The sequence below is a fragment of the Pantoea deleyi genome (assembly GCF_022647325.1).
In the GTDB taxonomy this organism is placed as follows: Bacteria; Pseudomonadota; Gammaproteobacteria; order Enterobacterales; family Enterobacteriaceae; genus Pantoea; species Pantoea deleyi.
Window position 1 is genome coordinate 2,866,830 of the sequence record NZ_CP071405.1, and the last position, 26,488, is coordinate 2,893,317.

The following is a 26,488-nucleotide window of genomic DNA, read 5'->3' on the forward strand; positions in this document are numbered from 1 at the left end:
CACCACAGCATCAAAGCATTACAATATGCGCCCCGCACTTCACTGCACTGAATCAATGGCTAGCGCGATGACAAAAAAACTGCATATCAAAACCTGGGGATGTCAGATGAATGAATATGATTCATCAAAGATGTCTGATCTGCTGAACAGTACGCACGGCTATACGCTGACCGAGGTCCCTGAAGAGGCGGATATTCTGCTGCTCAACACCTGCTCTATTCGTGAGAAAGCGCAGGAGAAGGTGTTTCATCTGCTAGGGCGCTGGAGAAAGCTCAAAGAGCGTAACCCGGATGTGATTATCGGCGTGGGCGGCTGCGTCGCATCACAGGAAGGCGACCATATTCGTCAGCGCGCGCCCTGCGTGGATATCGTGTTTGGTCCGCAGACCCTCCATCGCCTGCCGGAGATGATCAATACCGTGCGCGGCAGCAAAAGCCCGGTGGTGGATATCAGCTTCCCGGAGATCGAAAAATTTGACCGTCTGCCGGAGCCTCGGGCAGAAGGCCCGACCGCCTTTGTCTCGATCATGGAAGGCTGCAACAAATATTGTACGTTCTGCGTGGTGCCTTACACCCGCGGCGAAGAGGTGAGCCGTCCCAGCGACGACATTCTGCTGGAGATCGCGCAGCTCGCGGCGCAGGGTGTACGGGAAGTCAACCTGCTGGGTCAGAACGTCAACGCCTATCGCGGCGCCACCTTCGACGGTGAGATCTGCACCTTCGCTGAGCTGCTGCGCCTGGTTGCCGCCATCGACGGTATCGACCGTATCCGTTTCACCACCAGCCACCCGATTGAGTTCACCGATGACATTATCGATGTTTATCGCGATACCCCGGAACTGGTGAGCTTCCTGCATCTGCCGGTACAGAGTGGTTCAGACCGCATTCTGACCCTGATGAAGCGTGCGCACACCGCGCTGGAGTACAAGGCGATTATCCGCAAGCTGCGCGCGGCGCGTCCGGATATTGAGATCAGCTCCGACTTCATCATCGGTTTCCCTGGTGAGACTCAGCAGGATTTCGAGCAGACCATGAAGCTTATTGGCGAGATTAATTTCGACGTCAGCTTCAGCTTTGTTTACTCGGCCCGTCCCGGCACGCCCGCCGCAGATCTGCCGGATGATGTCAGCGAAGAAGAGAAGAAGCAGCGTCTGTGGATCCTGCAGGAGCGGATCAACCAGCAGGCGCAGGCCATCAGTCGCCGTATGCTCGGCACCGTGCAGCGCATTCTGGTGGAAGGCATCTCCCGCAAGAATGTCATGGAAGTCTCCGGCCGCACCGAAAACAACCGCGTGGTCAACTTCGAAGGCTCACCAGAGATGATCGGCCGCTTCGTGGATGTTGAAATCGTCGATGTCTACACCAACTCGCTGCGCGGCAGACTGGTCAGAACCGAAGAGGAGATGGGACTGCGCATGGCACAGAGCCCGGCCTCGGTGATTGCCCGTACCCGCAAAGAAAACGACATCGGCGTCGCCCTCTTCCAGCCATGATACCCGCTTTACTGTGCGGCAGCGCGCATCGCGTTGCCGCCAATTTCACGCTGCACCACTTGGTTTCCGGACGGGTTGCCCAAATATCTCTCCTTAAGCTTGCGCCCCGGCGTTACGGCATAAATAATTTCGTTATGGTGCATCCGGTTAAGGCCTGCGATGCGTCAGACACATCCCCTAACTGGCCCTGAGGGACCCAAAGGATTCGTTTGAATATCGAAACTCGTGAAATCGCCCTTGAACCGGCTGATAACCGTCGTCTGATGAGCCTGTGCGGGCCGTTTGACGATAATGTGAAACAGCTTGAGCGTCGTCTGGGTATTGAGATCAATCGTCGCGACAACGTCTTTAAGCTGACAGGACGTGCGCTCAGCGTTAATGCCGCAGCCGATATTCTGAAAACCCTGTATGTCGACACCGCCCCTGTGCGGGGTGAGATCCCGGATATTGAGCCTGACCAGATCCATCTGGCAATCAAAGAGAGCCGGGTGCTGGAGCAGACCGCCGAGAGCGTGCCGGAGTACGGCAAAGCGGTCAACATCAAGACCAAGCGCGGGGTCATTAAGCCCCGTACGCCGAATCAGGCGCAGTACATCGCGAATGTGCTCGACCACGACATCACCTTCGGCGTCGGCCCGGCGGGCACCGGTAAAACCTATCTGGCCGTTGCGGCGGCCGTGGATGCGCTGGAACGCCAGGAGATCCGCCGTATTCTGCTGACCCGTCCTGCGGTAGAAGCGGGCGAAAAGCTCGGCTTCCTGCCGGGCGATCTGAGTCAGAAGGTCGATCCCTATCTGCGTCCGCTCTACGATGCGCTGTTCGAGATGCTGGGCTTTGAGCGGGTCGAAAAGCTGATGGAGCGTAACGTCATCGAAGTGGCACCGCTGGCCTATATGCGTGGCCGTACGCTGAACGATGCGTTCATCATCCTGGATGAGAGCCAGAACACCACCATCGAGCAGATGAAGATGTTCCTGACGCGTATCGGCTTTAACTCCAAAGCGGTTATCACCGGCGACGTCACCCAGATTGACCTGCCGCGTCACGTTAAATCGGGGCTGCGTCACGCCATTGAGGTGCTGGCGGACGTGGAAGAGATCAGCTTCAACTTCTTCCACAGCGAAGACGTGGTGCGTCACCCGGTAGTAGCCCGTATTGTCACCGCCTATGAAGCCTGGGAAGCGGCCGATCAGACCCGCCGTGACCAGCAGGCAGAAGAGCGTAAACGCGACGCGCTGGCTGCACAGAGCGCCCCGCAGGAGAGCAAATGAGCGAGGTCATTCTCGACCTGCAGGTCGCCTGTGAAAACAGCGCTGGCCTGCCAGATGAAAGCCAGTTTCACCGCTGGCTGACCGCGGCTGTCACCCCCTTTCAGCCCGACAGTGAAGTGACCGTGCGTCTGGTCGATGAAGCGGAGAGTCATGAACTGAACCTGACTTACCGCGGCAAAGATAAACCGACCAACGTGCTCTCTTTCCCGTTTGAGGCTCCGCCTGGCATTGAACTGCCCCTGCTGGGCGACCTGATCATCTGCCGCCAGGTGGTGGAGCAGGAAGCCGCTGAACAGGGTAAGCCTGTCGACGCCCACTGGGCGCATATGGTGGTGCACGGCACCCTGCATCTGCTGGGTTACGACCACATTGACGACGACGAAGCCGACGAGATGGAAGGGCTGGAGACCGAGATAATGCTTGCTCTCGGTTATCCTGATCCGTACATTTCGGAGAAAGACGACGCCTGAGTGCTGAACGCAGGCTATCCGGCTGTCGGTCCCGGTGACTGACAGCCCCCCTTTCCTCACCAGAGAGATCTTTAAAAACCGCCATGAGCGACGACCATTCTCAAAACAGCGATGCACCCAGTAGTAAAAAGGGATTTTTTTCCCTGTTAATCAACCAGCTTTTTCACGGTGAACCGAAGAACCGTGACGAGCTACTGGAGCTGATCCGCGACTCCAATCACAAAGAGCTGATTGACCAGGACACCCGCGACATGCTCGAAGGGGTACTGGATATTGCGGAGCAGCGTGTGCGTGACATCATGATCCCGCGCTCGCAGATGATCACCCTGAAACGCAATCAGAACCTCGAAGAGTGCCTGGACGTCATCATCGACTCCGCCCACTCCCGCTTCCCGGTGATCAGCGAAGACAAAGATCATGTGGAAGGCATTCTGATGGCGAAAGATCTGCTGCCGTTTATGAGCAGCGAGTCTGAGCCTTTCAGCATCGAAAAAGTGCTGCGTCCCGCCGTCGTGGTGCCGGAAAGTAAGCGTGTCGATCGGATGCTGAAAGAGTTTCGTTCGCAGCGCTACCATATGGCGATCGTGATTGATGAGTTTGGCGGCGTCTCCGGTCTGGTGACGATTGAAGATATCCTGGAGCTGATCGTCGGCGAGATCGAAGATGAGTATGACGATGAAGAAGATCGCGATATCCGTCAGCTCAACCGCCACACCTTCACGGTACGTGCCCTGACCGCCATTGAAGATTTCAATGAGGTGTTCGGCACCCAGTTCAGTGATGATGAGGTCGACACCATTGGTGGTCTGGTCATGCAGGGCTTCGGCCATCTGCCCGCCCGCGGTGAAAGCATCGAGATCGAGGGTTACCAGTTCAAGGTGGCGATGGCGGACAGCCGTCGTATCATCCAGGTTCACGTGACTATTCCGGAAAATTCGCCACAACCTCAACTGGAAGACGAATAAGTCTATGGCTTTAGCCTCACTCTACCCGCGTCAGCGGGTTCGCCTGCTGCTGGCTTTATTAACGGGTGCCGCAGGCACCCTTGCCTTCTCCCCCTACGATTTCTGGCCCGCCGCCCTGCTTTCGCTGTGCGGTTTACAATTGCTTACCCTGAACCGCTCCAGCCCGCAGGCCAGCGCCATCGGCTTTTTCTGGGGCGTGGGACTGTTCGGCAGCGGCATCAACTGGGTCTACGTCAGTGTCGCCACCTTCGGCGGCATGCCCGGACCGGTTAACGTCTTTATCGTGGCGCTGCTGGCGGCTTATCTGGCGGTCTATCCGGCGCTGTTTGCCGGCATCCTGAACCGTCTGTGGCCGCGCACGACGCTGTGGCGTCTGGCGCTGGCGGCACCGGCGCTGTGGCAGATCACTGAGTTTCTGCGCGGCTGGGTGCTGACCGGCTTTCCGTGGCTGCAGTTTGGTTACAGCCAGATCGATGGCCCGCTGAAAGGCCTTGCGCCGCTGGCGGGTGTAGAGACCCTGACGTTTCTGCTGATGGTGGTTGCGGGCCTGCTGGCGTATGCCCTGCAGCAGCGCAACGTCAGAAGTCTGGTTGCCGCCCTGCTGCTGCTGGCGCTGCCGTGGCCGTTACGCTACATCCAGTGGGTTCAGCCGATCCCCGGCCGTACCGTCGAGGTGGCGCTGGTCCAGGGCAATATCCCGCAGTCGATGAAGTGGGACCCGCAGCAGCTGCTCAATACCCTGCGGATCTACACCGGTCTGAGCCAGCCGCTGATCGGTAAAGCGCCGATGATCATCTGGCCGGAATCGGCGATTACCGATCTGGAGAGCAATCAGCAGCCGTTTCTGCGTTCGCTGGATGATGAACTGCGCGCGGGCGGCAGTTCGCTGGTCACGGGTATCGTTGATTCCCGGCTGGAGCAGAACCGCTACCACGATTACAACACCGTTATCGTGCTGGGCGGCAAGACGCCTTACAACTACTTCAGCGATAACCGTTACCAGAAGAACCATCTGGTGCCGTTTGGCGAATTTGTGCCGCTGGCCGACCTGCTGCGGCCGCTGGCCCCGTTCTTTGATCTGCCGATGTCAGCCTTCAGCCGGGGTAACTACCTCCAGCCGCAGCTTCGCGTCGCGGGTTATAACCTGACCAGCGCCATCTGTTATGAGATCGTGCTGGGTGAGCAGGTCCGGGCCAACTTCCGGCCCGACACCAGTTTCCTGCTGACCGTCTCAAACGATGCCTGGTTTGGCCACTCGATCGGCCCCTGGCAGCACTATCAGATGGCGAGAATGCGGGCGCTGGAACTGGGTCGTCCGCTGTTGCGCAGCACCAACAATGGCGTGACGGCGGTGGTGAATGCCCAGGGCGACACCGAGGCGATGCTGCCCCAGTTCACCCGCGACGTGCTGACCAGTAAAGTTACGCCAACCGAGGGGATTACCCCTTATGCGCGCGCGGGCCTCTGGCCGGTGTGGTCACTGACGCTGCTGGCGGCGCTGGTTGCCCTGCTGCGCCGGCGGCGCTAACCGCTCATCCGCGGGGCCGGCTGTGCGATGCAGCCGGCGCTTTACACTCAGACACTGCTTTTTGCATTCCGCGCCTGCTGTGGCGCGGAATGGCTTCTCTTCTGCCCGCACGTCTGACAGCCCTGTTACTGCCCGATGCGTGCCGCGCTTACCGACCCGCCACTTTTCCTGATTTCCCGATATTTCCTTCTCCTCCGGCCGCAGACGCTGCTGCCTTTCACCGGCTGCACCGCTTTCTGGCACGATGATTGCTAAATATTTCACTGTTATTTGCTAACGGGCGGATTGCTGGCGCTGACGCCTGAGCGGTTGCACCAAAACAGTCACTTCTGCTGCACCGTTTGCGCGCAGCGTGAAAAAACTGCCTTTTTTTGGTGCGTATCACCTCGCAAAAAAGAAACTTTTTTGTTTCATTGCGTTAACAATCCGTTATGTTAATCACTCATCTGCGGCGACGAAAACCGCAGTATGAGCAGAAGCGCAGCAAAACAGACACAACATCATAATCAGCGCAGGTTATAACCTGTGCCTTTTCCATACTAAGGAGTTGGAACATGCAACTACGCAAAGTGGCATTATCTCTTCTGCTGATCGGCGCAGCGGCGGGAGCGGCCCAGGCGGAAGATCTCAGCGGCACTCTGAAGAAGATCAATGACAATGGCGTCATTGTGGTCGGGCATCGCGAATCATCAGTTCCCTTCTCTTATTATGACAACCAGCAAAAAGTCGTGGGTTATTCGCAGGCTTACTCCAACGCTATCGTGGACGCGATCAAAGCGAAGCTGAACAAGCCTGACCTGCAGGTCAAAATGATCCCGATCACCTCACAAAACCGTATCCCGCTGCTGCAAAACGGCACCTACGATTATGAGTGTGGATCGACCACGAATAACCTTGAGCGCCAGAAACAGGCCGCGTTCTCAGACACCATCTTCGTCATCGGCACCCGTCTGCTGGTTAAGAAAGGTGGCCCGATCAAGGATTTCGCCGACCTGAAAGGCAAGACCGTGGTCGTGACGTCCGGCACCACCTCTGAAGTGCTGCTGCACAAACTGAACGACGAGCAGAAAATGGATATGCGCATTATCAGCGCAAAAGATCACGGTGACTCTTTCCGTACGCTGGAAACCGGTCGTGCCGTGGCCTTTATGATGGATGATGCCCTGCTGGCTGGCGAACGCGCCAAAGCCAAAAAACCGGACAACTGGGAGATCTTAGGCACGCCACAGTCGAAAGAAGCTTACGGCTGTATGCTGCGCAAAGACGATCCGCAGTTCAAAGCCCTGGTGGATGAAACCATCGCGAAAGCCCAGACCTCCGGTCAGGCTGAAAAATGGTTCGATACCTGGTTCAAGCAGCCGATTCCACCGAAAAACCTGAACATGAACTTTGAACTGTCTGACGACATGAAAGCCCTGTTCAAAACGCCGAACGACAAGGCACTGAATTAACAAAAAAAATACCCAATGAATTTCAGATTGCCTTAAGGCAGGCGCATCACTCCCGTCGCGTGACCCAGGTCAGGGCGGCGGATACGTGCACCGGGCCAGACGCAGCCTGAAAGACAACGGGTATAACAAGGGCGGCCTGGCTGCCCTCTCGATTGCTGAAACCGCGGCATGGACAGACAGACTGATTCGGGTCGTTCCCCTGAATCAGGCAATAAAACGCCGTTCATCAATCTTCAGGGTAGCTTAGCTACCCTTTTTTTCCGGAGCTCGTTATGGGTATCGATTGGAACTGGGGCATTTTCCTCGAACAGGCCCCGTTCGGTAATACGACCTACCTTGGCTGGCTGTGGTCCGGTTTTCAGGTGACTATTGCGGTCTCCTGCTGTGCCTGGATTATCGCCTTCTGCGTAGGTTCATTTTTCGGCATTCTGCGCACGGTGCCGAATCGCCTGCTTTCCACCCTTGGCACCTGCTATGTGGAACTGTTTCGTAACATCCCGCTGATCGTCCAGTTCTTCTTCTGGTATCTGGTCGCACCCGAACTGGTGGGCGAAAAGCTGGGCATGTGGTTTAAGTCTGAGCTGGACCCGAATATTCAGTTCTTCCTCTCCTCGATGATCTGTCTGGGTCTGTTTACCGCCGCCCGCGTCTGCGAGCAGGTACGCGCCGCCATTCAGTCACTGCCGACGGGACAGAAGAATGCGGGGCTGGCGATGGGCTTAACCCTGCCACAGACCTATCGCTATGTGCTGCTGCCGAATGCCTATCGCGTGATTGTGCCGCCGATGACATCGGAGATGCTCAACCTGGTGAAAAACTCCGCGATCGCCTCCACCATCGGTCTGGTCGATATGGCGGCGCAGGCGGGCAAACTGCTCGACTACTCTGCGCACGCCTATGAATCCTTTACTGCCATTACGCTGGCCTATATCGCCATCAACCTGGTGATTATGTTCTTGATGAGTCTGGTCGAACGCAAAGTCCGGCTGCCAGGCAATGCGGGAGGCAAGTAATGTACGAGTTTGACTGGAGTTCCATTGTACCCAGCATGCCCTATCTGCTTAACGGCCTGGTGATCACCTTTAAGATCACCCTGACCGCCGTGGTGTTCGGCATTCTGTGGGGCACCCTGCTGGCGGTGATGCGTCTGTCGAGCATTAAGCCCGTCAGCTGGTTCGCTAAAATTTATGTCAACCTGTTCCGCTCGGTGCCGCTGGTCATGGTGCTGCTGTGGTTCTATCTGGTGGTGCCGAGCTTCCTGCAGCAGGTGCTGGGGCTGTCGCCAAAGACCGATATCCGCCTGATTTCCGCCATGGTCGCCTTCTCGCTGTTTGAAGCGGCCTACTACTCGGAGATTATCCGTGCGGGCATCATCAGTATCTCGCGCGGTCAGGGCAACGCGGCGCTGGCGCTGGGCATGACCCCCTGGCAGTCGATGCGGCTGATCATTCTGCCGCAGGCGTTCCGCGCCATGGTTCCGCTGTTACTGACTCAGGGTATCGTGCTGTTCCAGGATACCTCGCTGGTCTATGTCTTAAGCCTGGCGGACTTCTTCCGCACCGCGTCCACCATCGGTGAGCGCGACGGAACCCAGGTTGAAATGGTTCTGTTTGCAGGTCTGGTCTACTTCGTTATCAGCCTGAGCGCCTCGTTGCTGGTCAGCTATCTCAAAAGAAAAAGGACGGTTTAAATGATTAGCCTGAAAAACGTTTCTAAGTGGTATGGTCACTTTCAGGTGCTGACCGACTGCTCAACCGATGTCAAAACCGGTGAAGTGGTGGTGGTGTGCGGACCGTCCGGTTCCGGTAAATCGACGCTGATTAAAACGGTGAACGGCCTTGAGCCGATTCAGCAGGGTGTGATCGCCGTCAACGGCACCGAGGTGAACAACAAAAAAACCAATCTGGCGCAGCTTCGCAGCCAGGTTGGCATGGTTTTCCAGCACTTCGAGCTGTTCCCGCATCTGAGCATCATCAATAACCTGGTGCTGGCGCAGGTAAAAGTGCTGAAGCGCGACAAGGCGGCGGCCCGCGAAAAAGGGCTGAAACTGCTGAAGCGCGTGGGTCTGGCGGCGCATGCGGAGAAGTTCCCCGGCCAGCTTTCCGGTGGTCAGCAGCAGCGCGTGGCGATTGCGCGGGCGCTCTGCATGGATCCCATCGCGATGCTGTTTGATGAGCCGACTTCGGCGCTGGACCCGGAGATGATCAACGAAGTGCTGGATGTCATGGTTGAGCTGGCCCAGGAGGGCATGACGATGATGGTGGTAACGCATGAGATGGGCTTTGCCCGCAAAGTGGCTAACCGCGTCATTTTCATGGATGAGGGGAAAATTATCGAAGACACCAACAAGGATGACTTCTTTAATAACCCGCAGTCTGACCGCGCGAAAGAGTTCCTCGCTAAAATCCTGCACTAATCTGCGTAACCGGCGGGTCACACAGCGTGACCCGCTTCCTTTCATTCACGCAATCCTGTCAGGGCTCAAATGGCTGACGCTGGAACTGATCGTGGCCGCACTCCGGGCAGCGCGACAGGGTTTCAGGCGTGTAAATAGCGCGGGTAAACTGACACTTTTCACACACCAGATTGCCCAGCCCTACCACTTCTCCGCTCTGATACACCCCGTGGTGATGCAGATCCTGAAAGACCTCGCGCCACTCCAGCTGACTTTTATCGGTGATATCCGCCAGCTCTTTCCAGACACTCTCGCGGATAATGCGCATAAACAGCGAATCCGCCAGCGGCTCTTCGACATCGGTATAACTGCGTGCAAACTCCCCCAGATCGCGGCGTACGGAACTCAGCGCCTGATCAATCTCCGCTTCCGTTAACGTTTCGCGCGCCATCAGCTGCTGTCGCCGTCCGGCAATCAGTTCATCAAGGTTACGATCGCCCTGACGAAGACGCTCGGTCAACACGGCTAACGACTCGCGATATTCCTGAGCCACTTTATTCATTTTATTCTCCTTTATGCAGACCCTCGCTGAAGTAAGTTTAGTCGCAATGTGGCTGTTGCCGTGTCGTCTGTACAGTGAATTACAAAAGAGTGAGAGCGCTGACGCTTTCCGCAGAAATCGTCGCCGCCAAAGTGGGAAGTGTTGTTGAGATGCGGCCTTATGGGTATGCTATGCGGATCTTAGAGCCAGAAAAATGTTATTCACAAAGGACCACAGGCAGCCATGCAAGAGCAATACCGCCCGGAAGAGATTGAATCCCGTGTGCAGCAGCACTGGGATGAAAACGAAACGTTTAAAGTGACTGAGCAGGAAGGGAAAGAGAAGTACTACTGCCTCTCCATGCTGCCCTATCCTTCTGGCCGCCTGCACATGGGCCACGTTCGTAACTACACCATCGGCGACGTAATCGCGCGTTATCAGCGCATGCTCGGCAAAAACGTCCTCCAGCCTATCGGCTGGGATGCTTTCGGCCTGCCTGCAGAGGGCGCGGCGGTTAAAAATAACACTGCTCCGGCTCCGTGGACCTACGACAACATCGCCTATATGAAGAACCAGCTCAAGCTGCTGGGCTTTGGCTATGACTGGAATCGTGAACTCGCGACCTGCCAGCCAGAATACTATCGCTGGGAACAGTGGTTCTTTGCCAGACTGTATGAAAAAGGCCTGGTTTATAAAAAGACCTCCGCCGTGAACTGGTGCCCGAACGATCAGACGGTGCTGGCGAACGAGCAGGTCATCGATGGCTGCTGCTGGCGCTGCGACAGCAAAGTTGAGCGCAAAGAGATCCCGCAGTGGTTTATCAAAATCACCGATTACGCGGAAGAGCTGCTGAACGATCTGGATACGCTGGAAGAGTGGCCTGAACAGGTCAAAACCATGCAGCGTAACTGGATCGGCCGCTCCGAAGGCGTTGAGATCACCTTCGACGTCACCAACAGCGAAGAGCAGGTCACCGTCTACACCACCCGTCCGGACACCTTTATCGGTGCGACCTATGTGGCCGTGGCTGCCGGTCATCCGCTGGCTACCCAGGCGTCGGTGAACAACCCTGCGCTGGCTGACTTTATCGCTGAATGCCGCAATACCAAAGTGGCCGAAGCCGATATGGCCACCATGGAGAAGAAAGGCATGGCGACCGGTCTGGCGGTGACGCATCCGCTGACCGGCGAACAGCTCCCGGTCTGGGTGGCTAACTTTGTGCTGATGGAATATGGCACCGGCGCCGTGATGGCCGTTCCGGCGCACGACCAGCGCGACTGGGAGTTCGCCACCAAATATGATCTGCCGATTAAGCCGGTCGTCCTCAATCTGGATGGCTCTATCCCTGACGTCAGCGCCGCGGCGATGACCGACAAAGGTGCGCTGTTCAACTCCGGTGAATTCAACGGACTGGATCACGCGGCAGGTTTCAACGCCATTGCGGACTCGCTGGCCGCCAAAGGCGTGGGCGTACGCAAAGTTAACTATCGCCTGCGCGACTGGGGTGTCTCCCGTCAGCGCTACTGGGGTGCTCCTATCCCGATGGTGACGCTGGAAGATGGCACCGTGATGCCAGCACCGGACGATCAGCTGCCGGTGATCCTGCCGGAAGATGTGGTGATGGACGGCATTACCAGCCCGATCAAAGCCGATCCGGAGTGGGCGAAGACCACGGTCAACGGTCAGCCTGCGCTGCGCGAAACTGACACCTTCGACACCTTTATGGAGTCCTCCTGGTACTACGCGCGTTATACCTGCGCCAGTTACAAAGAGGGCATGCTGGATCCGGCTGCGGCCAACTACTGGCTGCCGGTCGATCAGTATGTCGGCGGGATCGAACACGCCATCATGCACCTGATGTACTTCCGCTTCTTCCACAAGCTGCTGCGTGACGCGGGCCTGGTGAACTCTGATGAGCCGGCTAAACGTCTGCTGTGTCAGGGCATGGTGCTGGCTGATGCCTTCTACTACTCTGGCGCCAACGGCGAACGCAACTGGGTATCACCGGTTGACGTAGAGGTTGAGCGCGACGAGAAAGGCCGCATTGTCAAAGCGACCGACAAACAGGGCCGCGAAGTGGTGTATGCGGGCATGAGCAAAATGTCGAAGTCGAAAAACAACGGCATCGACCCGCAGCTGATGGTTGAGCGTTACGGCGCGGACACCGTGCGTCTGTTCATGATGTTCGCATCACCGGCGGATATGACGCTGGAGTGGCAGGAATCAGGCGTTGAAGGGGCGAACCGCTTCCTGAAACGTGTCTGGAAACTGATCTACGAACACACCCAGCAGGGTGCGACCGTGGCGCTGGATGTGAACAGCCTGAACGACGAGCAGAAATCGCTGCGTCGCGATCTGCACAAAACCATCGCCAAGGTGGCGGATGACATTGGTCGTCGTCAGACCTTCAACACCGCGATTGCGGCGATCATGGAGCTGATGAACAAACTGACCCGCGCGCCGCAGGAGAGCGAACAGGATCGCGCCCTGATGCAGGAAGCGCTGCTGGCGGTCGTGCGTCTGCTCTATCCGTTTACCCCACACGCCTGCTATGTTCTGTGGCAGACGCTGGGCGGTGAAGGCACCATCGACGACGCGAGCTGGCCGGTTGCGGATGAAGCCGCTATGGTTGAAGATTCACTGCTGGTCGTGGTGCAGGTGAACGGCAAAGTGCGCGGCAAGATTACCGTACCAGCCGATGCCACGCAGGAACAGGTTCAGGCACGCGCTGCCCAGGAGCATCTGGTGGCGAAGTATCTGGACGGCGTGACTATCCGTAAAGTCATTTATGTACCGGGCAAACTGCTTAACCTGGTCGTAGGTTAAGTTCAGGAGGAACTGTGCGACATCCGATTATCAGGCTGTTTGTCATGCTGGCGGTGGTGATCACCGCCGGCTGTGGTTTTCATCCGCGCGGCACCACGCAGGTGCCCAGCGAACTGAAGACGCTGATTGTTTCATCCGGCGATCCCTATGGTCCGCTGGCGCGCACGGTACGTCAGCAGCTGCGTATCAACAATGTCACCATTGTTGAGGACAGCAAGCAGAATCGCACCGATATTCCGACGCTGCGTCTGGGCCCTGAGGCGCAGGGACGAAACACCGCCTCGGTCTTTATCAGCGGCACCTCTGCGGAGTACCAGATGGTCATGACCCTGACGGCGCAGGTTCTGCTGCCGGGCAAAGGCCTCTACCCTATCAGCACCACGGTTTATCGCTCGTTCTTCGATAACCCGAACGCGGCGCTGGCGAAAGATGCCGAGCAGGATCTGATCGCGCAGGAGATGCGTCAGCGTGCTGCCGAACAGCTGGTCCGTAAGCTGCTGACGGTGCATGCCGCGCAGATGAACAGCAAAGAGACCTTACCGGCTTCCGTGATTCCGGTGCCGGGTCAGCGTTCGCAGGAAGCGCCGTCGTCCTCGGCTACCAGCCTGCAATGATCAGGATTTATCCTGAGCAACTCAGCGCGCAGCTCCGTGAGGGGCTGCGCGCCTGTTATTTGTTAGCGGGCAATGAACCGCTGCTGTTGCAGGAAAGTTCAGATGCGATCCGCAGCGCTGCCACCGCGCAGGGCTTCGAAGAGCATTTCAGTTTTACACTGGACGCCCAGACCGACTGGGAGAGCCTGTTCGTCAGCTGCCAGTCCCTGAGCCTGTTTGCCCAGCGTCAGACCATGACGCTACAGTTCCCCGATAATGGCCCCAACGCCGCGATGGCCGAGCAGCTGGTAAAGCTCGCTCAGCTGCTGCACGCCGATATTCTGCTGATCTGCCGGATGCCAAAGCTCACCAAAGCGCAGGAGAACAGCGCCTGGTTCAAAGCGTTGTCCGCCTCCGCGGTGCTGGTGCCCTGCCAGACGCCGGACCAGGCGCAACTGCCGCGCTGGGTCGCTAATCGCGCTAAGGCTCAGAAACTGTCGGTGGATGATGCGGCTATCCAGCTGCTGTGTTACTGCTATGAAGGCAATCTGCTGGCACTGGCGCAGGCGCTGGAGCGGCTTTCACTGCAGTGGCCCGACGGCAAACTGACCCTGCCCCGGGTGGAAGAGGCGGTCAGCGATGCGGCGCACTTCACGCCGTTCCACTGGGTCGATGCCCTTCTGGCGGGCAAGAGCCGTCGCGCCCTGCATATCCTGCATCAGCTGGAAAAAGAGGAGAGCGAAGTCGTGATTCTGCTGCGCACGCTGCAGCGCGATCTGCTGACGCTGCTGCATCTGCAGCGCCATCAGCATGAACAGCCGCTGCGCACGCTGATGGATCAGCAGCGTATCTGGCAGAACCGCCGTACGCTGTTTACCGATGCCCTGCAGCGACTGGAGGGGACGCGCCTGCAACGGGCTATCCATCTGCTGAGTCAGATTGAGATCACCCTGAAGCAGGATTATGGCCAGTCGGTCTGGCCGCAGTTACAGACCCTGACGCTGCTGCTCAGCAGCCGTGCTTTCCCGACGAGCTTCGCCCATGTCTGAGCTACACGCGCTGTTTGGCGGCACCTTCGATCCCATCCATTTTGGTCATCTGCGTCCGGTCGAGGCGCTGGCTCAGCAGACCGGTCTGCAGCGCGTGACGCTGCTGCCCAACAATGTGCCGCCGCACCGGCCACAGCCGGAAGCGACGGCGGCGCAGCGGGTGGCGATGCTGCGCTGCGCAATCCGCGACCTGCCCCTGTTTGACGTCGACACCCGCGAGCTGCAGCGCGACACCCCCTCCTGGACGGTAACGACGCTGGAGAGCTGGCGCGCGGAGCGCGGTGCCACACAGCCCCTGGGATTTATCATCGGTCAGGATTCGCTGCTGAGCCTGGCAAAATGGCATCGCTGGCAGGATCTGCTGTCACTCTGCCATCTGCTGGTCTGCCAGCGTCCCGGCTACGCGACCCGGTTCGACACGCCAGCGATGCAGCACTGGCTCGATCGCCATGTCACCCGCGATATCCGGCAGCTGCATGAACAACCCGCAGGCCATATCTGGCTGGCGGACACCCCACTCTATGATATTTCGGCGACCGAAATTCGCCGCCGTCGCCATCAGAACCAGCCCTGCGGCGATCTGCTGCCGGCGTCGGTTATCGATTATATCGACCGCGAAGGCTTATATCGCGACTGATCCAGGCATGCTATACTGCGCCGCTTAATTTTTTGGCTGCACTCTCCGGGCTTACAGCCGGCTCGTTACTACCAGATTTCAAGGGGAACCTTTTGCAAGGTAAAGCACTCCAAGAGTTCGTTATTGATAAGATTGATGATCTCAAAGGCCAGGACATTGTCACCATCGACGTTCAGGGCAAATCCAGCATCACCGACTTCATGATCATCTGCACCGGGACCTCGACGCGTCATGTGACCTCTATCGCAGAACACGTTGAGCAGGAATCCCGTTTAGCGGGCCTGATGCCACTGGGTATCGAAGGCAAAAGCGCGGCAGACTGGGTGGTGGTCGATCTCGGTGATGTGATCGTGCATGTGATGCAGGAAGAGAGTCGCCAGCTGTATGAGCTGGAAAAACTCTGGAGCTAATCGGTGAAACTGCAACTTGTTGCCGTCGGCACAAAAATGCCCGACTGGGTGCAGACCGGTTTCATGGAGTATCTGCGCCGCTTCCCGAAAGATATGCCGCTTGAGCTGACCGAAGTGACCGCGGGAAAACGCGGTAAAAATGCCGACATCAGACGCATTCTTGAAAAAGAGGGCGAAGCGATGCTGGCGGCGGTCGGCAAAGGTAATCGCATCGTGACGCTGGATATTCCCGGACATCCGTGGGAAACCCCGCAGCTGGCGCAGCAGCTCGAGCGCTGGAAGCTGGATGGTCGCGATGTCAGCCTGCTGATTGGCGGGCCTGAAGGCCTGGCCCCTGCCTGCAAAGCCGCGGCAGAGCAGAGCTGGTCGCTGTCAGCATTGACGTTGCCCCATCCGCTGGTGCGCGTGCTGGTAGCGGAAAGTCTCTATCGCGCCTGGAGTGTGACGACAAATCATCCTTATCATCGTGAATGACCGATCAGCCCACTTCAGACATGACAAGTAGCGGATGAAATTACAAAGCAACGCCTTTCGCGATTACAGCGCCGAACAGAAACTCTTTGTCCGTCGGGCGTTTATCGCCTTCGTCGGCATCTTACTGCTCTCTTCAATCCTGGTGGTTAACCTTTACCATCTGCAGATCCTTCGCTTTGATGATTACAGCACCCGCTCCAACCAGAACCGCATCAAACTGGTGCCTGTCGCGCCCAGTCGCGGCATTATCTACGATCGTACCGGCACGCCGCTGGCGCTGAACCGTACCATCTATCGGGCCGAGCTGGTTCCGCAAAAAGTCGATAACCTGCAGGAGACGCTGGAAAATCTGCGGCCGATTCTCGAGCTGACGGATGATGACCTCGAGAATTTCCAGAAAGAGCGCAAACGTGCGCCGCGCTTTACCTCGATCCCGATCAAGACGGGTCTGAATGAGGTTCAGGTGGCGCGCTTTGCGGTGAATCAGTACCGCTTTCCCGGCGTGGAAGTCAGAGGCTATCAGCGCCGCTACTACCCTTATGGCGCTACGCTGACCCACGTTGTCGGCTACGTCTCCAAGATTAACGACCGCGACGTGGCCCGCCTCGACAAAGAGGGCAAGATGGCCAACTATGCCGATACCCACGATATCGGCAAGCTCGGGATCGAAGCCTATTATGAGGATTTACTGCACGGCAAAACCGGCTTTGAAGAGGTAGAGGTCAACAACCGGGGTCGGGTGATCCGTCAGCTGCACGAGGAGTCGCCGCAGGCTGGCCGCGACATCTATCTGACTATCGACCTGAAACTGCAGCAGTATATCGAGACGCTGCTGGCGGGCAGTCGCGCGGCGGTGGTCGTCAGCGATCCGCGCACCGGTGAAATCCTCGCGATGGTTTCCACGCCCAGCTACGATGCCAACTTATTTGTTGATGGCATCTCCAGTAAGGATTACCGCGGCCTGCTGGAAGATGAAAACCGTCCGCTCTATAACCGTGCGATTCAGGCCGCCTACCCGCCCGCCTCGACGGTGAAACCTTATGTGGCCGTCTCCGCCATGAGTGCAGGCGTCATTAACCGCAATACCAGCCTGTTCGATCCCGGCTGGTGGCAGTTACCCGGCTCCGAAAAACGGTTCCGCGACTGGAAGAAATGGGGCCACGGCCGTCTGAACGTCACCAAGGCGCTCGAAGAGTCCGCCGATACCTTCTTCTATCAGGTCGCCTATGACATGGGTATCGACCGCCTGTCGGAGTGGATGAATAAATTTGGCTACGGCAGCCGCACCGGCATCGACCTGCCGCAGGAGAGTGCCGGTAACATGCCGACACGCGACTGGAAGATGAGACGCTTTAAAAAGCCGTGGTATCAGGGTGATACCATTCCGGTGGGGATCGGCCAGGGTTACTGGACAGCCACCCCGCTGCAGATGAACAAAGCGATGATGATTCTGATCAACGACGGCGTGGTCAAAGTGCCGCACATGCTGCGGGCGACCCGCGAAGGCCGCACCCTGGTGCCCTATCGCCAGCCGCCTGAAGCGCCGATCGGCGATATCCACTCTGGCTTCTGGGAAATCGCCAAAGATGGCATGTATGGCGTGGCGAACCGGCCCAACGGTACTGCGCACAAGAGTTTTGCTGATGCGCCCTATAAAATTGCCGCCAAGTCCGGTACGGCGCAGGTCTTTGGCCTGAAAGAGAACGAAACCTATAACGCGCACAGGATTGCTGAACGATTACGCGACCATAAACTGATGACCGCGTTTGCCCCCTTTGATAAGCCTCGGGTCGCCGTGACCATTATCCTGGAAAACGGTGGCGCCGGTCCGGCTGTCGGCACCGTGATGCGCCAGATTCTGGATCACATCATGCTGGGTGATAACAATACAGTCCTGCCGGACGCAGCACCTGTGCCGCCCGGTTATGAAGGTGAATAAACATGTCGATGCAAGATAGTCCGCAGAAACGATCGATCTGGATGCGCATCCACATCGATCCGCTCTTTATGCTGATCATTCTCGGCCTGCTGACCTACAGCGCCGTGGTGATCTGGAGTGCCAGTGGTCAGGACCCTGGCATGATGGAGCGTAAGCTGGGCCAGATCGCGATGGGTCTGGTGATCATGATTGTGCTGGCGCAGGTGCCACCGCGCGTATACGAAGGCTGGGCGCCCTATCTCTATATCGTCTGCGTCATCCTGCTGGTGGCGGTCGATGCCTTCGGGCAGATCAGTAAAGGTGCGCAGCGCTGGCTGGATCTCGGCTTTGTCCGTTTCCAGCCCTCGGAAATCGCCAAGATTGCGGTGCCGCTGATGGTGGCACGCTTTATTAACCGTGACGTCTGCCCGCCGACGCTGAAAAACACCGGCATTGCGCTGCTGCTGATCTTTGTCCCTACCCTGCTGGTCGCCGCTCAGCCCGATCTCGGCACCTCGATTCTGGTGGCCGCCTCCGGTCTGTTTGTGCTCTTCCTCTCCGGCATGAGCTGGAAACTGATCGGCGTAGCGGTGCTGCTGGTTGCGGCCTTTATCCCGATCCTGTGGTTCTTCCTGATGCACGATTATCAGCGCGACCGCGTGATGATGCTGCTCGATCCGGAAACCGACCCGCTGGGCGCCGGGTATCACATCATCCAGTCGAAAATCGCCATCGGCTCGGGCGGACTGCGCGGCAAAGGCTGGCTGCAGGGCACCCAGTCCCAGCTGGAGTTTTTACCGGAACGTCACACCGACTTTATCTTCGCGGTTCTGGCCGAAGAGTTAGGTCTGGTGGGGGTCCTGCTGCTGCTGCTGCTTTATCTGCTGCTGATTATGCGCGGACTGGTGGTGGCGGCCCGCGCGCAGACCACCTTTGGCCGGGTCATGGCCGGGGGTTTGATGCTGATTTTATTCGTTTATGTTTTCGTTAACATTGGCATGGTTAGTGGTATCTTACCGGTGGTTGGCGTACCGCTGCCGCTGGTCAGTTATGGCGGCTCCGCACTGATCGTGCTTATGGCGGGATTTGGCATTGTGATGTCGATCCACACTCACCGAAAAATGTTATCTAAAAGTGTCTAAGAGGCTGCAGATGCGTAAGGAATGGCTTGGCGTTGCACTGGCATCACTGGTTCTGGCGGCCTGTACCACGCCGGAACCCCAAAATACGGCGCCGCCGCAACCGGCTTACAATGGACCGATCGTGGAGATCCCAGGCGTTGAGCCACGTTATGAGCCGGTCAATCCGGGCACCAGCCAGGATTACAGCGTAAACGGCAAAAATTACCGCATCATCAAGGATCCGTCGAACTACAGCGAAATCGGCATCGCCGCCTGGTACGGTGAAGAGGCGCAGGGCAACCGCACCGCCACCGGCGAAGCCTACGATCCCGATGCGCTGACCGCCGCTCACCCTACTCTGCCGCTGCCGAGTTATGTGCGGGTCACGAACATGGCGAACGGTCGTCAGATTGTGGTGCGCGTCAACGATCGCGGCCCCTATACGCCGGGCCGCATTATCGACCTGTCGCGGGCAGCGGGTGACCGTCTGAACATTTCCAACAATTCGCGCGTGCGGGTCGACTACATCAGCGTCGCGCCGGACGGCACGCTCTCTGGCCCCGGCACCATCGGCACCGTGGTCGCCAAACAGAGCTACTCGCTGCCGGCACGTCCGGACCTGAGCGGTGGTAACGTGATGAACGGCGGCAGCGCGGCTAACGCTGAGCCACCGGCGCAGAATGTCGATGCCATCAGCAACAGCACGCTGCAGAGCAGTGACAACATGGGTGCCCCGGTTCAGAGCAGCGGCTTCCTTGGCGCGCCTCAGCCCTTAGCGAATGGCGTGCTGGAAGGCAGTGAACCGCCTGCTGCGGCCCCTGCCGCCGTAGCCGCACCGGCGGCGGCCTCTGCCGCCAGCAGTGCGCCCGCCGCCAGCAGCGGTGAAGCCGCAGGCTATGTGGTTCAGGTGGGTGCGCTGAACGATCCGGCCCGCGCGCGTCAGATGATGAAAAGCCTGAGCCAGCGTTATGGCGTGCCCGGCAAGGTCGAAGAGGCAGGCAACAATGTCTATCGCGTCCAGCTCGGCGGCTATGCTTCCCGCGCCGAAGCGGCAGCCCTGCAACAGCGCCTGAGCAGTGAGGGGCAGACCGCCTCATTTATTACTAATACGCGTCGCTGAATCGTTAATCAGACCGCTGCACGTTACGTCTGCTAACAACCCAATCATCACGCCCGGTGCCAGATGAACTGGCATTGGGTATGATGAGTGACATTTTTTAACCTTAAACTCACGGATGTTGTAGTCCTACACATGAACACGCTGAAATCATCTCGTTTGCTGAAACGCCTGACAGTGGGATCACTGATCGCCTTCTCTCTCAGCCATGCTGCTATTGCTGATGACGTCAATCTCAAGACCATGATTCCGGGCGTACCGGACATTGATGCCGAAGCGTATGTCCTTATCGACTACAACTCGGGCAAAGTGCTGGCTGAGAAAAATGCCGATGCGCGCCGCGATCCTGCCAGTCTGACCAAGATGATGACCAGCTATGTCATTGGCCAGGCCGTAAAAGCGGGCAAAATTCATCAGGACGATATGGTCACCGTCGGCCCGGATGCCTGGGCGACCGGTAACCCGGTGTTCAAGGGCTCCTCCCTGATGTTCCTGAAGCCAGGCGACCGCGTACCGGTTTCTCAGCTGACCCGTGGGATCGTGCTGCAGTCCGGTAACGACGCCTGTGTTGCCATGGCGGACTACGTTGCCGGCAGCCAGGATGCGTTCGTTAACCTGATGAACAACTACGTGAAAGCGATCGGCCTGCAGAACACCCACTTCGGCACCGTACACGGTCTGGACGCCGAAGGGCAGTACAGCTCCGCGCGCGACATGGCGCTGATCGGTCAGGCGCTGATCCGTGACGTGCCGGATGAGTACGCCATCTACAAAGAGAAGGAATTTACCTTCAACAATATCCGTCAGATGAACCGTAATGGTCTGCTGTGGGATACCAACCTGAACGTAGACGGCATCAAAACCGGTCACACCAACTCCGCAGGGTATAACCTGGTGGCGTCGGCGACCGAAGGCCAGATGCGCCTGATTTCTGCCGTAATGGGCGGCCATACTTTCAAAGGTCGTGAAACCGAGAGCAAGAAACTGCTTACCTGGGGCTTCCGTTTCTTCGAAACCGTTGCGCCACTGAAAGCGGGCAAAGAGTTTGCCTCTGAGCCGGTCTGGTTCGGCGATAACGACCGTGTGCAGCTGGGTGTGGAGAAAGATGCTTACCTGACCATCCCGCGTGGCCGGATGAAAGATCTGAAAGCCAGCTATGTGCTGACCAACACGGAGCTGCATGCGCCGCTGAAGAAAAATCAGGTCGTCGGCAGCATCAACTTCCAGCTGGATGGCAAGACTATCGAACAGCGTCCGCTGGTGGTGCTGAACGAAGTGTCGGAAGGCGGCTTCTTTGGCCGTATCGTGGATTACATCAAGCTGATGTTCCACCACTGGTTCGGTTAAGCCTGGCGGGTGATTGAAAAATCACCCCTTCGCCCCCATTACCAGATATTATGATGCTCCCGCCCAGGCGGGAGCCTGTTTTTTATGCACCGGAGAAAATATGAAAACCAAACTGAATGAACTGCTCGAATTTCCTACCCCCTTTACCTATAAAGTGATGGGTCTGGCGCAACCGGAGCTGGTTGATCAAGTGGTTGAAGTGGTGCAACGTCATGCGCCCGGCGACTACAGCCCTGAAGTCAAGCCGAGCAGCAAAGGCAACTATCACTCCGTCAATATCACTATCACCGCCACCCATATCGAACAGGTTGAACGCCTGTATGAAGAGCTGGGTAAAATCGACATTGTGCGGATGGTTCTGTAATTGACGGGTCGGCAAGACGCCTCTGCCTGACGCATTGCCGACATTCTCCTCAGCGTATCGCCTTTAACGGACTCTCGTTTTGTCATCTGAAACTCTTCTCGTCCGCCAGTCAGGTCTGTGCGACTGGCAAAGCGCCTCCGACGCCATGCATGCCTACACGGACCAGCGCGACGAACACAGTCGCGATGAAATCTGGCTGGTCGAACACCCTCCAGTCTTCACCCAGGGCCAGGCGGGGAAAGCAGAGCACTTGCTGATGCCGGGTGACATTCCGGTGGTGCAGAGTGACCGTGGCGGCCAGGTCACCTATCACGGCCCTGGCCAGCAGGTGATGTACGTCCTGATCGACGTGAAACGCCGGAAGCTCGGCGTGCGTCAGCTGGTGACCATTCTGGAAGAGACGGTCATCGCCACCCTGGCCGATTTCGGTGTCAGCGCCCGGGCGCGGGCCGATGCGCCCGGCGTCTATGTCGGCGATGAGAAGATCTGCTCCCTGGGCTTGCGTATCCGCAAAGGCTGCTCGTTTCACGGTCTGGCGCTGAATGTGGCGATGGATCTGGCGCCCTTCCTGCGCATTAATCCCTGTGGCTATGCCGGAATGAGCATGACCCAGCTAAACCATTTTCAGCCTGACGTCACCCCAGCCCAGGTTCAGGCGCCGCTGGTCAGCGCCTTCGCGCGGCTGGCAGGTTATGAAAATGTTGAATGGGTAGCCGGCGATTTGCCTGTTAAGCCTTAACGCAGCGTGCGGATTTACAAATATGTAACTTATCTGCGCTGACGGTGGCTGCTTCGCAGGCGATGAGATGATATAATTTTTGCACTTTTTTCAAATAAAGTTGAAAGCCCCCTTCCCGGTTTGAGTGGGAAAGCTTTCAAATCGCAATCCGACCGGAACCTGCTGATTTATGAGTAAACCAATTCAGATGGAACGCGGCGTCAAATATCGTGACGCAGACAAAATGGCGCTGATCCCGGTGAAAACCGTGGCTGTTGAACGGCAGGAGATGTTGCGTAAGCCGGAATGGATGAAAATCAAGCTGCCGGCCGACTCCAGTCGCATTCAGGGCATCAAAGCCGCAATGCGTAAAAACGGGCTGCACTCGGTCTGTGAAGAGGCCTCCTGCCCGAACCTCGCAGAATGCTTCAACCACGGCACCGCGACGTTTATGATCCTCGGCGCCATCTGTACCCGCCGCTGCCCGTTCTGCGACGTGGCCCATGGTCGCCCTAACGCGCCGGATGCCAATGAACCTGCGAAGCTGGCACAGACCATTGCCGATATGGGTCTGCGTTATGTAGTGATCACCTCGGTTGACCGCGACGATCTGCGAGACGGCGGTGCGCAGCACTTTGCCGACTGTATCAGTGCCATCCGCGAAAAAAATCCCACCATTAAAATCGAAACGCTGGTGCCGGACTTCCGTGGCCGTATGGATCGCGCGCTGGAAATCCTTACCGCGACGCCACCGGATGTGTTCAACCACAACCTGGAAAACGTGCCACGCGTTTACCGCCAGGTGCGTCCGGGCGCGAACTACGAGTGGTCACTGAAGCTACTTGAGCGTTTCAAAGAAGCGCATCCGGATGTCCCGACTAAATCGGGTCTGATGGTGGGGCTGGGCGAGACCAACGCCGAAATCATCGAAGTCATGCGCGATCTGCGTCGTCATGGCGTCACCATGCTGACGCTGGGACAGTATCTGCAGCCCAGCCGTCACCACCTGCCGGTTCAGCGCTACGTCAGCCCGGCTGAGTTCGATGAGATGAAAGAAGAGGCGATGGCGATGGGCTTTACCCATGCCGCCTGCGGTCCGTTTGTCCGCTCCTCTTATCACGCCGACATGCAGGCGAAAGGCGAAGAAGTGAAATAAGCGCCTTTACAGTGCCAGAAAACAAAAAACCAGACTTCGCGGTCTGGTTTTTTTATGTGCCCGAAATAAAAAGTAACAGTTATTTGCAGCCAATAACCGATTAATCTTTATGAACGACGCGTTCAGCTGGCACGTCTTCAGCTGTTGTCCGGGATGCGCTGGTATCTTCATCCTTCATGGCTTTCTTGAAGCCTTTGATGGCAGAGCCCAGATCGCCGCCCAGTGAGCGCAGCTTGTTGGTACCGAAAAGCAGTACGATAAGCGCACCGATAATCAGCAGCTTGGCAATACTGATACCTTCCATATTTAACCTTTCAACTTTATCGAATCACGGTGACAGTTATTTACGCGCAGTTTGCCGGTGGCGACAACTGCAATCTGTAACAGAGTAAGATCGCCCGCGCCACGTCGACACAGGCAACGCTCTCACGCATTTCCTGGCGATCCTGTCGCTGGCTTCAGGCGCGAAGAGTGTATCACCTGTTTCTGCGCCTGACAGGCTTTATCACGACTCCCCGAGCTCAGGGCGCACAAAGCGCCGGTTTTCCAGCACCGGTAACATCCGGCGCGCATAGGCAACGCGTTCCGGATCGATGTCGGCAAACAAAAGTGTCGGCGATTCTGCCGCATTCGCCACCGCCACGCCCAGCGGATCGACGACCAGGCTGTTGCCGATATTGCGCGGGCCACATTCACCTACCGCCACCATATAGCAGGTGTTCTCCAGCGCCCGGGCGCGGGTCAGCAGCGCCCAGTGCATCTCTTTCAGCGGGCCTTTAACCCAGGCGGCGGGCAGCACCAGCACGGTTGCGCCATCCAGTGCCAGCCGCCGCGCCAGCTCCGGAAAACGCACGTCATAGCAGGTCATCAGGCCGACTTTCATTCCCGCTACCTCGATCAGCGGCGGCACGGCATGGCCCGGATTGACGCGCTGAGACTCCTGCATTGAAAAGGCATCGTAGAGATGGAGCTTTTCATAGGCGGCGATGATTTTTCCGCTGCGAATCGCCACCAGCACGTTAAGCGCTTTCTGCTGAACGGAGGGAACATGCACACTCATGATGGTAGTCAGCGCGGTGTGCAGACTGGCGTCGAGCAACCGGCTCAGAAAAGGGCCATCCAGCGGCTGCGCCGCCTGAATCACAAAATCGGGATCGCTGTTATCCCGCGCCAGCACCGCCTCAGGCAGCACCAGCAGGTCAGCATCGGCTTCCGCCGCGCGCTGCATCAAATCCAGACAGGTCGCGGCGTTCTCCTGCCACTCGCGGCTCACCGCAAACTGCCCCAGTGCGACTTTCATTATTCGCTTCTCCCGTTGCGCCGGATTCGTGAAAGGGTGTGGCTGATCGCTGCCAGCCGCCCGCCTGTACCCCGCTGTCTCTGACTAAGGCAGCAGCGCGCTAGTGGCCGCGCGGCTGCCGCTACGGCCTGTAGCGGGGCCAGGGCCCCGGTGGCAGCCCATACAGCGCCCGGGGAAAATACAGGCCGCAGAGCGCCGCAGAGGGTTTCTGCTGGCTGAGCGCCACCCGGAGAGCATAAATGGCTGAGCGGCGGCAGCACTGGCCTGTCAGGGCAGAGAGAAAAAACCGGGGCCACGCTTCTGCCCCCTCCCCGCTTACAGCGCTTTGATCAGATAACAGGGAGATTCACTGTAGCCTTCGCGGGCGTAAAACTGATTGGCCTTAATACGCGACTGATGACAGTGAACTTCCATGCGATCGCAGCCGCGCTGCGCCGCCAGCGTTTCGGCATGCTGTATCAGCTGCTGTCCGACACCTTTACTGCGTTCCCCCTCGGCAATGCAGAAATAGCTGATGCGGGCGAAATCACCGGCCAGAGCCAGCTGAGGAATAAAATGCAGAGAGAGGAAGCCGAGCACCTGGCTGCCATGCTCCGCCACCAGCAGCGCTTCACTGGGGTCGCTGCATAACTGCGCCAGACGCTGTTCGATGAAGCTCTCGGTTCCGCCGTAGCCTAACTCGCTCAGCAAGGCGCTCAGCGCAAAACTGTCTGTCAACTCTGCCTGTCGTATCTTCATCCTGCCTCCTCACACCGGGTTCTGTCGCACAGTTATATAGCGTTACCCGCCAAAAAGCTGCATTTCAGGTTGTTATAAATATGTTACGAGGATTTATTGTGAGGCGTCGCGCAGTTTGTGCGGCGTTATGGCGATACCGCGGCGGAGGTGAAGAGGAAAAGCGCGGATTACAGCCATAAAAAAACCCGCCATCAGGCGGGTTTTTAGAATTCTGACTGTTAACTTACAGACTGATAACGTTAGCAGCAGATGGGCCTTTCGCGCCGTCGGTGATTTCAAACTCAACGCGCTGACCTTCAGCCAGAGTTTTGAAGCCGTTGCTCTGGATTGCAGAGAAGTGTACGAATACATCTTTGCTGCCATCTTCAGGAGTAATGAAACCGAATCCTTTAGATTCATTAAACCACTTAACGTTACCTTTGATCTTAGACATCTATATTACCTTTACATGAAAAATGGACACTAAACTGTGTCGGGCTCTAGTACAGCAATTGCGGAGGGATTTGTCCAGTCCGATTTGATGAAAAAGTGATAAATATCGACTTTCTGTGCACGCATCACACTTTCCTGCTTTTTGACTTGCATAACCGTCCAGAAGAGTAAGGTG

27 protein-coding genes are annotated in these 26,488 nt (G+C 57.5%); 22 read left to right on the top strand and 5 right to left on the bottom strand.

All coding sequences use genetic code 11. From position 1 onward, the window contains the following. Positions 1 to 67: 67 nt before the first annotated feature. From miaB to J1C59_RS13585, 9 genes are all read left to right on the top strand, one after another. On the top strand, positions 68 to 1,492 hold the full coding sequence (gene miaB / locus J1C59_RS13545; RefSeq protein ID WP_128085766.1) for a tRNA (N6-isopentenyl adenosine(37)-C2)-methylthiotransferase MiaB: 1,425 nt from the start codon (positions 68 to 70) through the stop codon (positions 1,490 to 1,492). Positions 1,493 to 1,701: 209 nt separating this feature from the next. Further along, a complete protein-coding gene (locus J1C59_RS13550) occupies positions 1,702 to 2,763 on the top strand; it encodes a PhoH family protein (RefSeq protein WP_128085765.1) in 1,062 nt (353 codons plus the stop codon). Beyond that, positions 2,760 to 3,233 carry an rRNA maturation RNase YbeY gene (gene ybeY, locus J1C59_RS13555; protein WP_128085764.1) on the top strand — a complete coding sequence of 158 codons (474 nt, stop codon included), beginning with the start codon at positions 2,760 to 2,762 and terminating at the stop codon, positions 3,231 to 3,233. The genes J1C59_RS13550 and ybeY overlap by 4 nt, the downstream gene beginning before the upstream one ends. A gap of 83 nt (positions 3,234 to 3,316) precedes the next feature. Continuing rightward, positions 3,317 to 4,198 (top strand): CNNM family magnesium/cobalt transport protein CorC, encoded by an 882-nt coding sequence (corC, locus tag J1C59_RS13560; protein ID WP_111142186.1) that lies wholly within the window; start codon positions 3,317 to 3,319, stop codon positions 4,196 to 4,198. A 4-nt stretch (positions 4,199 to 4,202) separates the two neighbouring features. Continuing rightward, a complete protein-coding gene (gene lnt / locus J1C59_RS13565; RefSeq protein ID WP_140917138.1) occupies positions 4,203 to 5,726 on the top strand; it encodes an apolipoprotein N-acyltransferase in 1,524 nt (507 codons plus the stop codon). 554 nt (positions 5,727 to 6,280) lie between these two features. Beyond that, positions 6,281 to 7,177 carry an amino acid ABC transporter substrate-binding protein gene (locus J1C59_RS13570; RefSeq protein ID WP_128086250.1) on the top strand — a complete coding sequence of 299 codons (897 nt, stop codon included), beginning with the start codon at positions 6,281 to 6,283 and terminating at the stop codon, positions 7,175 to 7,177. A gap of 272 nt (positions 7,178 to 7,449) precedes the next feature. Beyond that, positions 7,450 to 8,190: an amino acid ABC transporter permease gene (locus J1C59_RS13575; RefSeq protein WP_111139035.1), complete on the top strand. Its 741-nt coding sequence runs from the start codon at positions 7,450 to 7,452 to the stop codon at positions 8,188 to 8,190. Continuing rightward, the gene (gltK, locus tag J1C59_RS13580; protein WP_111139034.1) at positions 8,190 to 8,867 is read left to right on the top strand and encodes a glutamate/aspartate ABC transporter permease GltK; all 678 of its coding nucleotides are present in this window, start codon (positions 8,190 to 8,192) and stop codon (positions 8,865 to 8,867) included. Before J1C59_RS13575 ends, gltK begins: the two co-directional genes overlap by 1 nt. Continuing rightward, positions 8,868 to 9,593, top strand: a complete 726-nt coding sequence (locus tag J1C59_RS13585; RefSeq protein ID WP_111139033.1) for an amino acid ABC transporter ATP-binding protein — start codon at positions 8,868 to 8,870, stop codon at positions 9,591 to 9,593. 58 nt (positions 9,594 to 9,651) lie between these two features. On the opposite strand, the gene J1C59_RS13590 is transcribed toward J1C59_RS13585, so the two are convergent. Beyond that, positions 9,652 to 10,134, bottom strand: coding sequence for a zinc ribbon-containing protein (locus J1C59_RS13590; RefSeq protein ID WP_111139032.1), 483 nt, complete (start codon positions 10,132 to 10,134; stop codon positions 9,652 to 9,654). A 222-nt stretch (positions 10,135 to 10,356) separates the two neighbouring features. On the opposite strand from J1C59_RS13590, the gene leuS reads away from it, so the two are divergent. From leuS to lipA, 13 genes are all read left to right on the top strand, one after another. Next, positions 10,357 to 12,939 carry a leucine--tRNA ligase gene (gene leuS / locus J1C59_RS13595; protein WP_128086251.1) on the top strand — a complete coding sequence of 861 codons (2,583 nt, stop codon included), beginning with the start codon at positions 10,357 to 10,359 and terminating at the stop codon, positions 12,937 to 12,939. 14 nt (positions 12,940 to 12,953) lie between these two features. Continuing rightward, positions 12,954 to 13,553: an LPS assembly lipoprotein LptE gene (lptE, locus tag J1C59_RS13600; RefSeq protein WP_111139030.1), complete on the top strand. Its 600-nt coding sequence runs from the start codon at positions 12,954 to 12,956 to the stop codon at positions 13,551 to 13,553. Then, positions 13,550 to 14,581, top strand: a complete 1,032-nt coding sequence (holA, locus tag J1C59_RS13605) for a DNA polymerase III subunit delta (protein WP_128086252.1) — start codon at positions 13,550 to 13,552, stop codon at positions 14,579 to 14,581. The genes lptE and holA overlap by 4 nt, the downstream gene beginning before the upstream one ends. Then, positions 14,574 to 15,218 (top strand): nicotinate-nucleotide adenylyltransferase, encoded by a 645-nt coding sequence (nadD, locus tag J1C59_RS13610; RefSeq protein ID WP_111139028.1) that lies wholly within the window; start codon positions 14,574 to 14,576, stop codon positions 15,216 to 15,218. Before holA ends, nadD begins: the two co-directional genes overlap by 8 nt. Before the next feature lie 92 nt (positions 15,219 to 15,310). Beyond that, positions 15,311 to 15,628: a ribosome silencing factor gene (gene rsfS / locus J1C59_RS13615; protein ID WP_111139027.1), complete on the top strand. Its 318-nt coding sequence runs from the start codon at positions 15,311 to 15,313 to the stop codon at positions 15,626 to 15,628. A gap of 3 nt (positions 15,629 to 15,631) precedes the next feature. Beyond that, positions 15,632 to 16,102, top strand: coding sequence for a 23S rRNA (pseudouridine(1915)-N(3))-methyltransferase RlmH (gene rlmH, locus J1C59_RS13620; RefSeq protein WP_111139026.1), 471 nt, complete (start codon positions 15,632 to 15,634; stop codon positions 16,100 to 16,102). A 34-nt stretch (positions 16,103 to 16,136) separates the two neighbouring features. After that, positions 16,137 to 18,041 carry a peptidoglycan DD-transpeptidase MrdA gene (mrdA, locus tag J1C59_RS13625; protein ID WP_111139025.1) on the top strand — a complete coding sequence of 635 codons (1,905 nt, stop codon included), beginning with the start codon at positions 16,137 to 16,139 and terminating at the stop codon, positions 18,039 to 18,041. 8 nt (positions 18,042 to 18,049) lie between these two features. After that, positions 18,050 to 19,162, top strand: coding sequence for a peptidoglycan glycosyltransferase MrdB (mrdB, locus tag J1C59_RS13630; RefSeq protein WP_111139041.1), 1,113 nt, complete (start codon positions 18,050 to 18,052; stop codon positions 19,160 to 19,162). A gap of 10 nt (positions 19,163 to 19,172) precedes the next feature. Then, positions 19,173 to 20,261 (top strand): endolytic peptidoglycan transglycosylase RlpA, encoded by a 1,089-nt coding sequence (gene rlpA / locus J1C59_RS13635; protein WP_140917137.1) that lies wholly within the window; start codon positions 19,173 to 19,175, stop codon positions 20,259 to 20,261. 132 nt (positions 20,262 to 20,393) lie between these two features. Beyond that, positions 20,394 to 21,605, top strand: coding sequence for a D-alanyl-D-alanine carboxypeptidase DacA (dacA, locus tag J1C59_RS13640; RefSeq protein WP_128084109.1), 1,212 nt, complete (start codon positions 20,394 to 20,396; stop codon positions 21,603 to 21,605). 100 nt (positions 21,606 to 21,705) lie between these two features. Then, positions 21,706 to 21,969 (top strand): DUF493 family protein YbeD, encoded by a 264-nt coding sequence (gene ybeD / locus J1C59_RS13645; RefSeq protein WP_128084110.1) that lies wholly within the window; start codon positions 21,706 to 21,708, stop codon positions 21,967 to 21,969. 79 nt (positions 21,970 to 22,048) lie between these two features. Beyond that, positions 22,049 to 22,708 carry a lipoyl(octanoyl) transferase LipB gene (lipB, locus tag J1C59_RS13650; RefSeq protein WP_128084111.1) on the top strand — a complete coding sequence of 220 codons (660 nt, stop codon included), beginning with the start codon at positions 22,049 to 22,051 and terminating at the stop codon, positions 22,706 to 22,708. A gap of 169 nt (positions 22,709 to 22,877) precedes the next feature. Beyond that, positions 22,878 to 23,843 (top strand): lipoyl synthase, encoded by a 966-nt coding sequence (lipA, locus tag J1C59_RS13655; RefSeq protein WP_111139021.1) that lies wholly within the window; start codon positions 22,878 to 22,880, stop codon positions 23,841 to 23,843. Between the two features lie 100 nt (positions 23,844 to 23,943). Here the strand turns inward: lipA and tatE are convergent, their stop codons facing one another. From tatE to cspE, 4 genes are all read right to left on the bottom strand, one after another. Next, the gene (tatE, locus tag J1C59_RS13660) at positions 23,944 to 24,147 is read right to left on the bottom strand and encodes a twin-arginine translocase subunit TatE (protein WP_128084112.1); all 204 of its coding nucleotides are present in this window, start codon (positions 24,145 to 24,147) and stop codon (positions 23,944 to 23,946) included. A 201-nt stretch (positions 24,148 to 24,348) separates the two neighbouring features. Then, on the bottom strand, positions 24,349 to 25,143 hold the full coding sequence (locus J1C59_RS13665) for a deaminated glutathione amidase (RefSeq protein ID WP_128084113.1): 795 nt from the start codon (positions 25,141 to 25,143) through the stop codon (positions 24,349 to 24,351). A gap of 315 nt (positions 25,144 to 25,458) precedes the next feature. Beyond that, on the bottom strand, positions 25,459 to 25,881 hold the full coding sequence (locus tag J1C59_RS13670) for a GNAT family N-acetyltransferase (protein ID WP_128084114.1): 423 nt from the start codon (positions 25,879 to 25,881) through the stop codon (positions 25,459 to 25,461). 223 nt (positions 25,882 to 26,104) lie between these two features. Then, the gene (cspE, locus tag J1C59_RS13675; protein ID WP_006118399.1) at positions 26,105 to 26,314 is read right to left on the bottom strand and encodes a transcription antiterminator/RNA stability regulator CspE; all 210 of its coding nucleotides are present in this window, start codon (positions 26,312 to 26,314) and stop codon (positions 26,105 to 26,107) included. Positions 26,315 to 26,488: the final 174 nt, after the last annotated feature.

Excerpts from the sequence above, each read along its gene's own strand:
- rlpA (WP_140917137.1), top strand. The coding sequence starts at position 19,173 with ATGCGTAAGGAATGGCTTGGCGTTGCACTGGCATCACTGGTTCTGGCG.
- corC (WP_111142186.1), top strand. The coding sequence starts at position 3,317 with ATGAGCGACGACCATTCTCAAAACAGCGATGCACCCAGTAGTAAAAAG.
- ybeY (WP_128085764.1), top strand. The coding sequence starts at position 2,760 with ATGAGCGAGGTCATTCTCGACCTGCAGGTCGCCTGTGAAAACAGCGCT.
- holA (WP_128086252.1), top strand. The coding sequence starts at position 13,550 with ATGATCAGGATTTATCCTGAGCAACTCAGCGCGCAGCTCCGTGAGGGG.
- J1C59_RS13575 (WP_111139035.1), top strand. The coding sequence starts at position 7,450 with ATGGGTATCGATTGGAACTGGGGCATTTTCCTCGAACAGGCCCCGTTC.
- cspE (WP_006118399.1), bottom strand. The coding sequence starts at position 26,314 with ATGTCTAAGATCAAAGGTAACGTTAAGTGGTTTAATGAATCTAAAGGA.
- mrdA (WP_111139025.1), top strand. The coding sequence starts at position 16,137 with ATGAAATTACAAAGCAACGCCTTTCGCGATTACAGCGCCGAACAGAAA.
- ybeD (WP_128084110.1), top strand. The coding sequence starts at position 21,706 with ATGAAAACCAAACTGAATGAACTGCTCGAATTTCCTACCCCCTTTACC.
- J1C59_RS13570 (WP_128086250.1), top strand. The coding sequence starts at position 6,281 with ATGCAACTACGCAAAGTGGCATTATCTCTTCTGCTGATCGGCGCAGCG.
- J1C59_RS13665 (WP_128084113.1), bottom strand. The coding sequence starts at position 25,143 with ATGAAAGTCGCACTGGGGCAGTTTGCGGTGAGCCGCGAGTGGCAGGAG.
- miaB (WP_128085766.1), top strand. The coding sequence starts at position 68 with ATGACAAAAAAACTGCATATCAAAACCTGGGGATGTCAGATGAATGAA.
- J1C59_RS13585 (WP_111139033.1), top strand. The coding sequence starts at position 8,868 with ATGATTAGCCTGAAAAACGTTTCTAAGTGGTATGGTCACTTTCAGGTG.
- gltK (WP_111139034.1), top strand. The coding sequence starts at position 8,190 with ATGTACGAGTTTGACTGGAGTTCCATTGTACCCAGCATGCCCTATCTG.
- tatE (WP_128084112.1), bottom strand. The coding sequence starts at position 24,147 with ATGGAAGGTATCAGTATTGCCAAGCTGCTGATTATCGGTGCGCTTATC.
- J1C59_RS13670 (WP_128084114.1), bottom strand. The coding sequence starts at position 25,881 with ATGAAGATACGACAGGCAGAGTTGACAGACAGTTTTGCGCTGAGCGCC.
- leuS (WP_128086251.1), top strand. The coding sequence starts at position 10,357 with ATGCAAGAGCAATACCGCCCGGAAGAGATTGAATCCCGTGTGCAGCAG.
- J1C59_RS13590 (WP_111139032.1), bottom strand. The coding sequence starts at position 10,134 with ATGAATAAAGTGGCTCAGGAATATCGCGAGTCGTTAGCCGTGTTGACC.
- dacA (WP_128084109.1), top strand. The coding sequence starts at position 20,394 with ATGAACACGCTGAAATCATCTCGTTTGCTGAAACGCCTGACAGTGGGA.
- nadD (WP_111139028.1), top strand. The coding sequence starts at position 14,574 with ATGTCTGAGCTACACGCGCTGTTTGGCGGCACCTTCGATCCCATCCAT.
- lipA (WP_111139021.1), top strand. The coding sequence starts at position 22,878 with ATGAGTAAACCAATTCAGATGGAACGCGGCGTCAAATATCGTGACGCA.
- mrdB (WP_111139041.1), top strand. The coding sequence starts at position 18,050 with ATGCAAGATAGTCCGCAGAAACGATCGATCTGGATGCGCATCCACATC.
- lnt (WP_140917138.1), top strand. The coding sequence starts at position 4,203 with ATGGCTTTAGCCTCACTCTACCCGCGTCAGCGGGTTCGCCTGCTGCTG.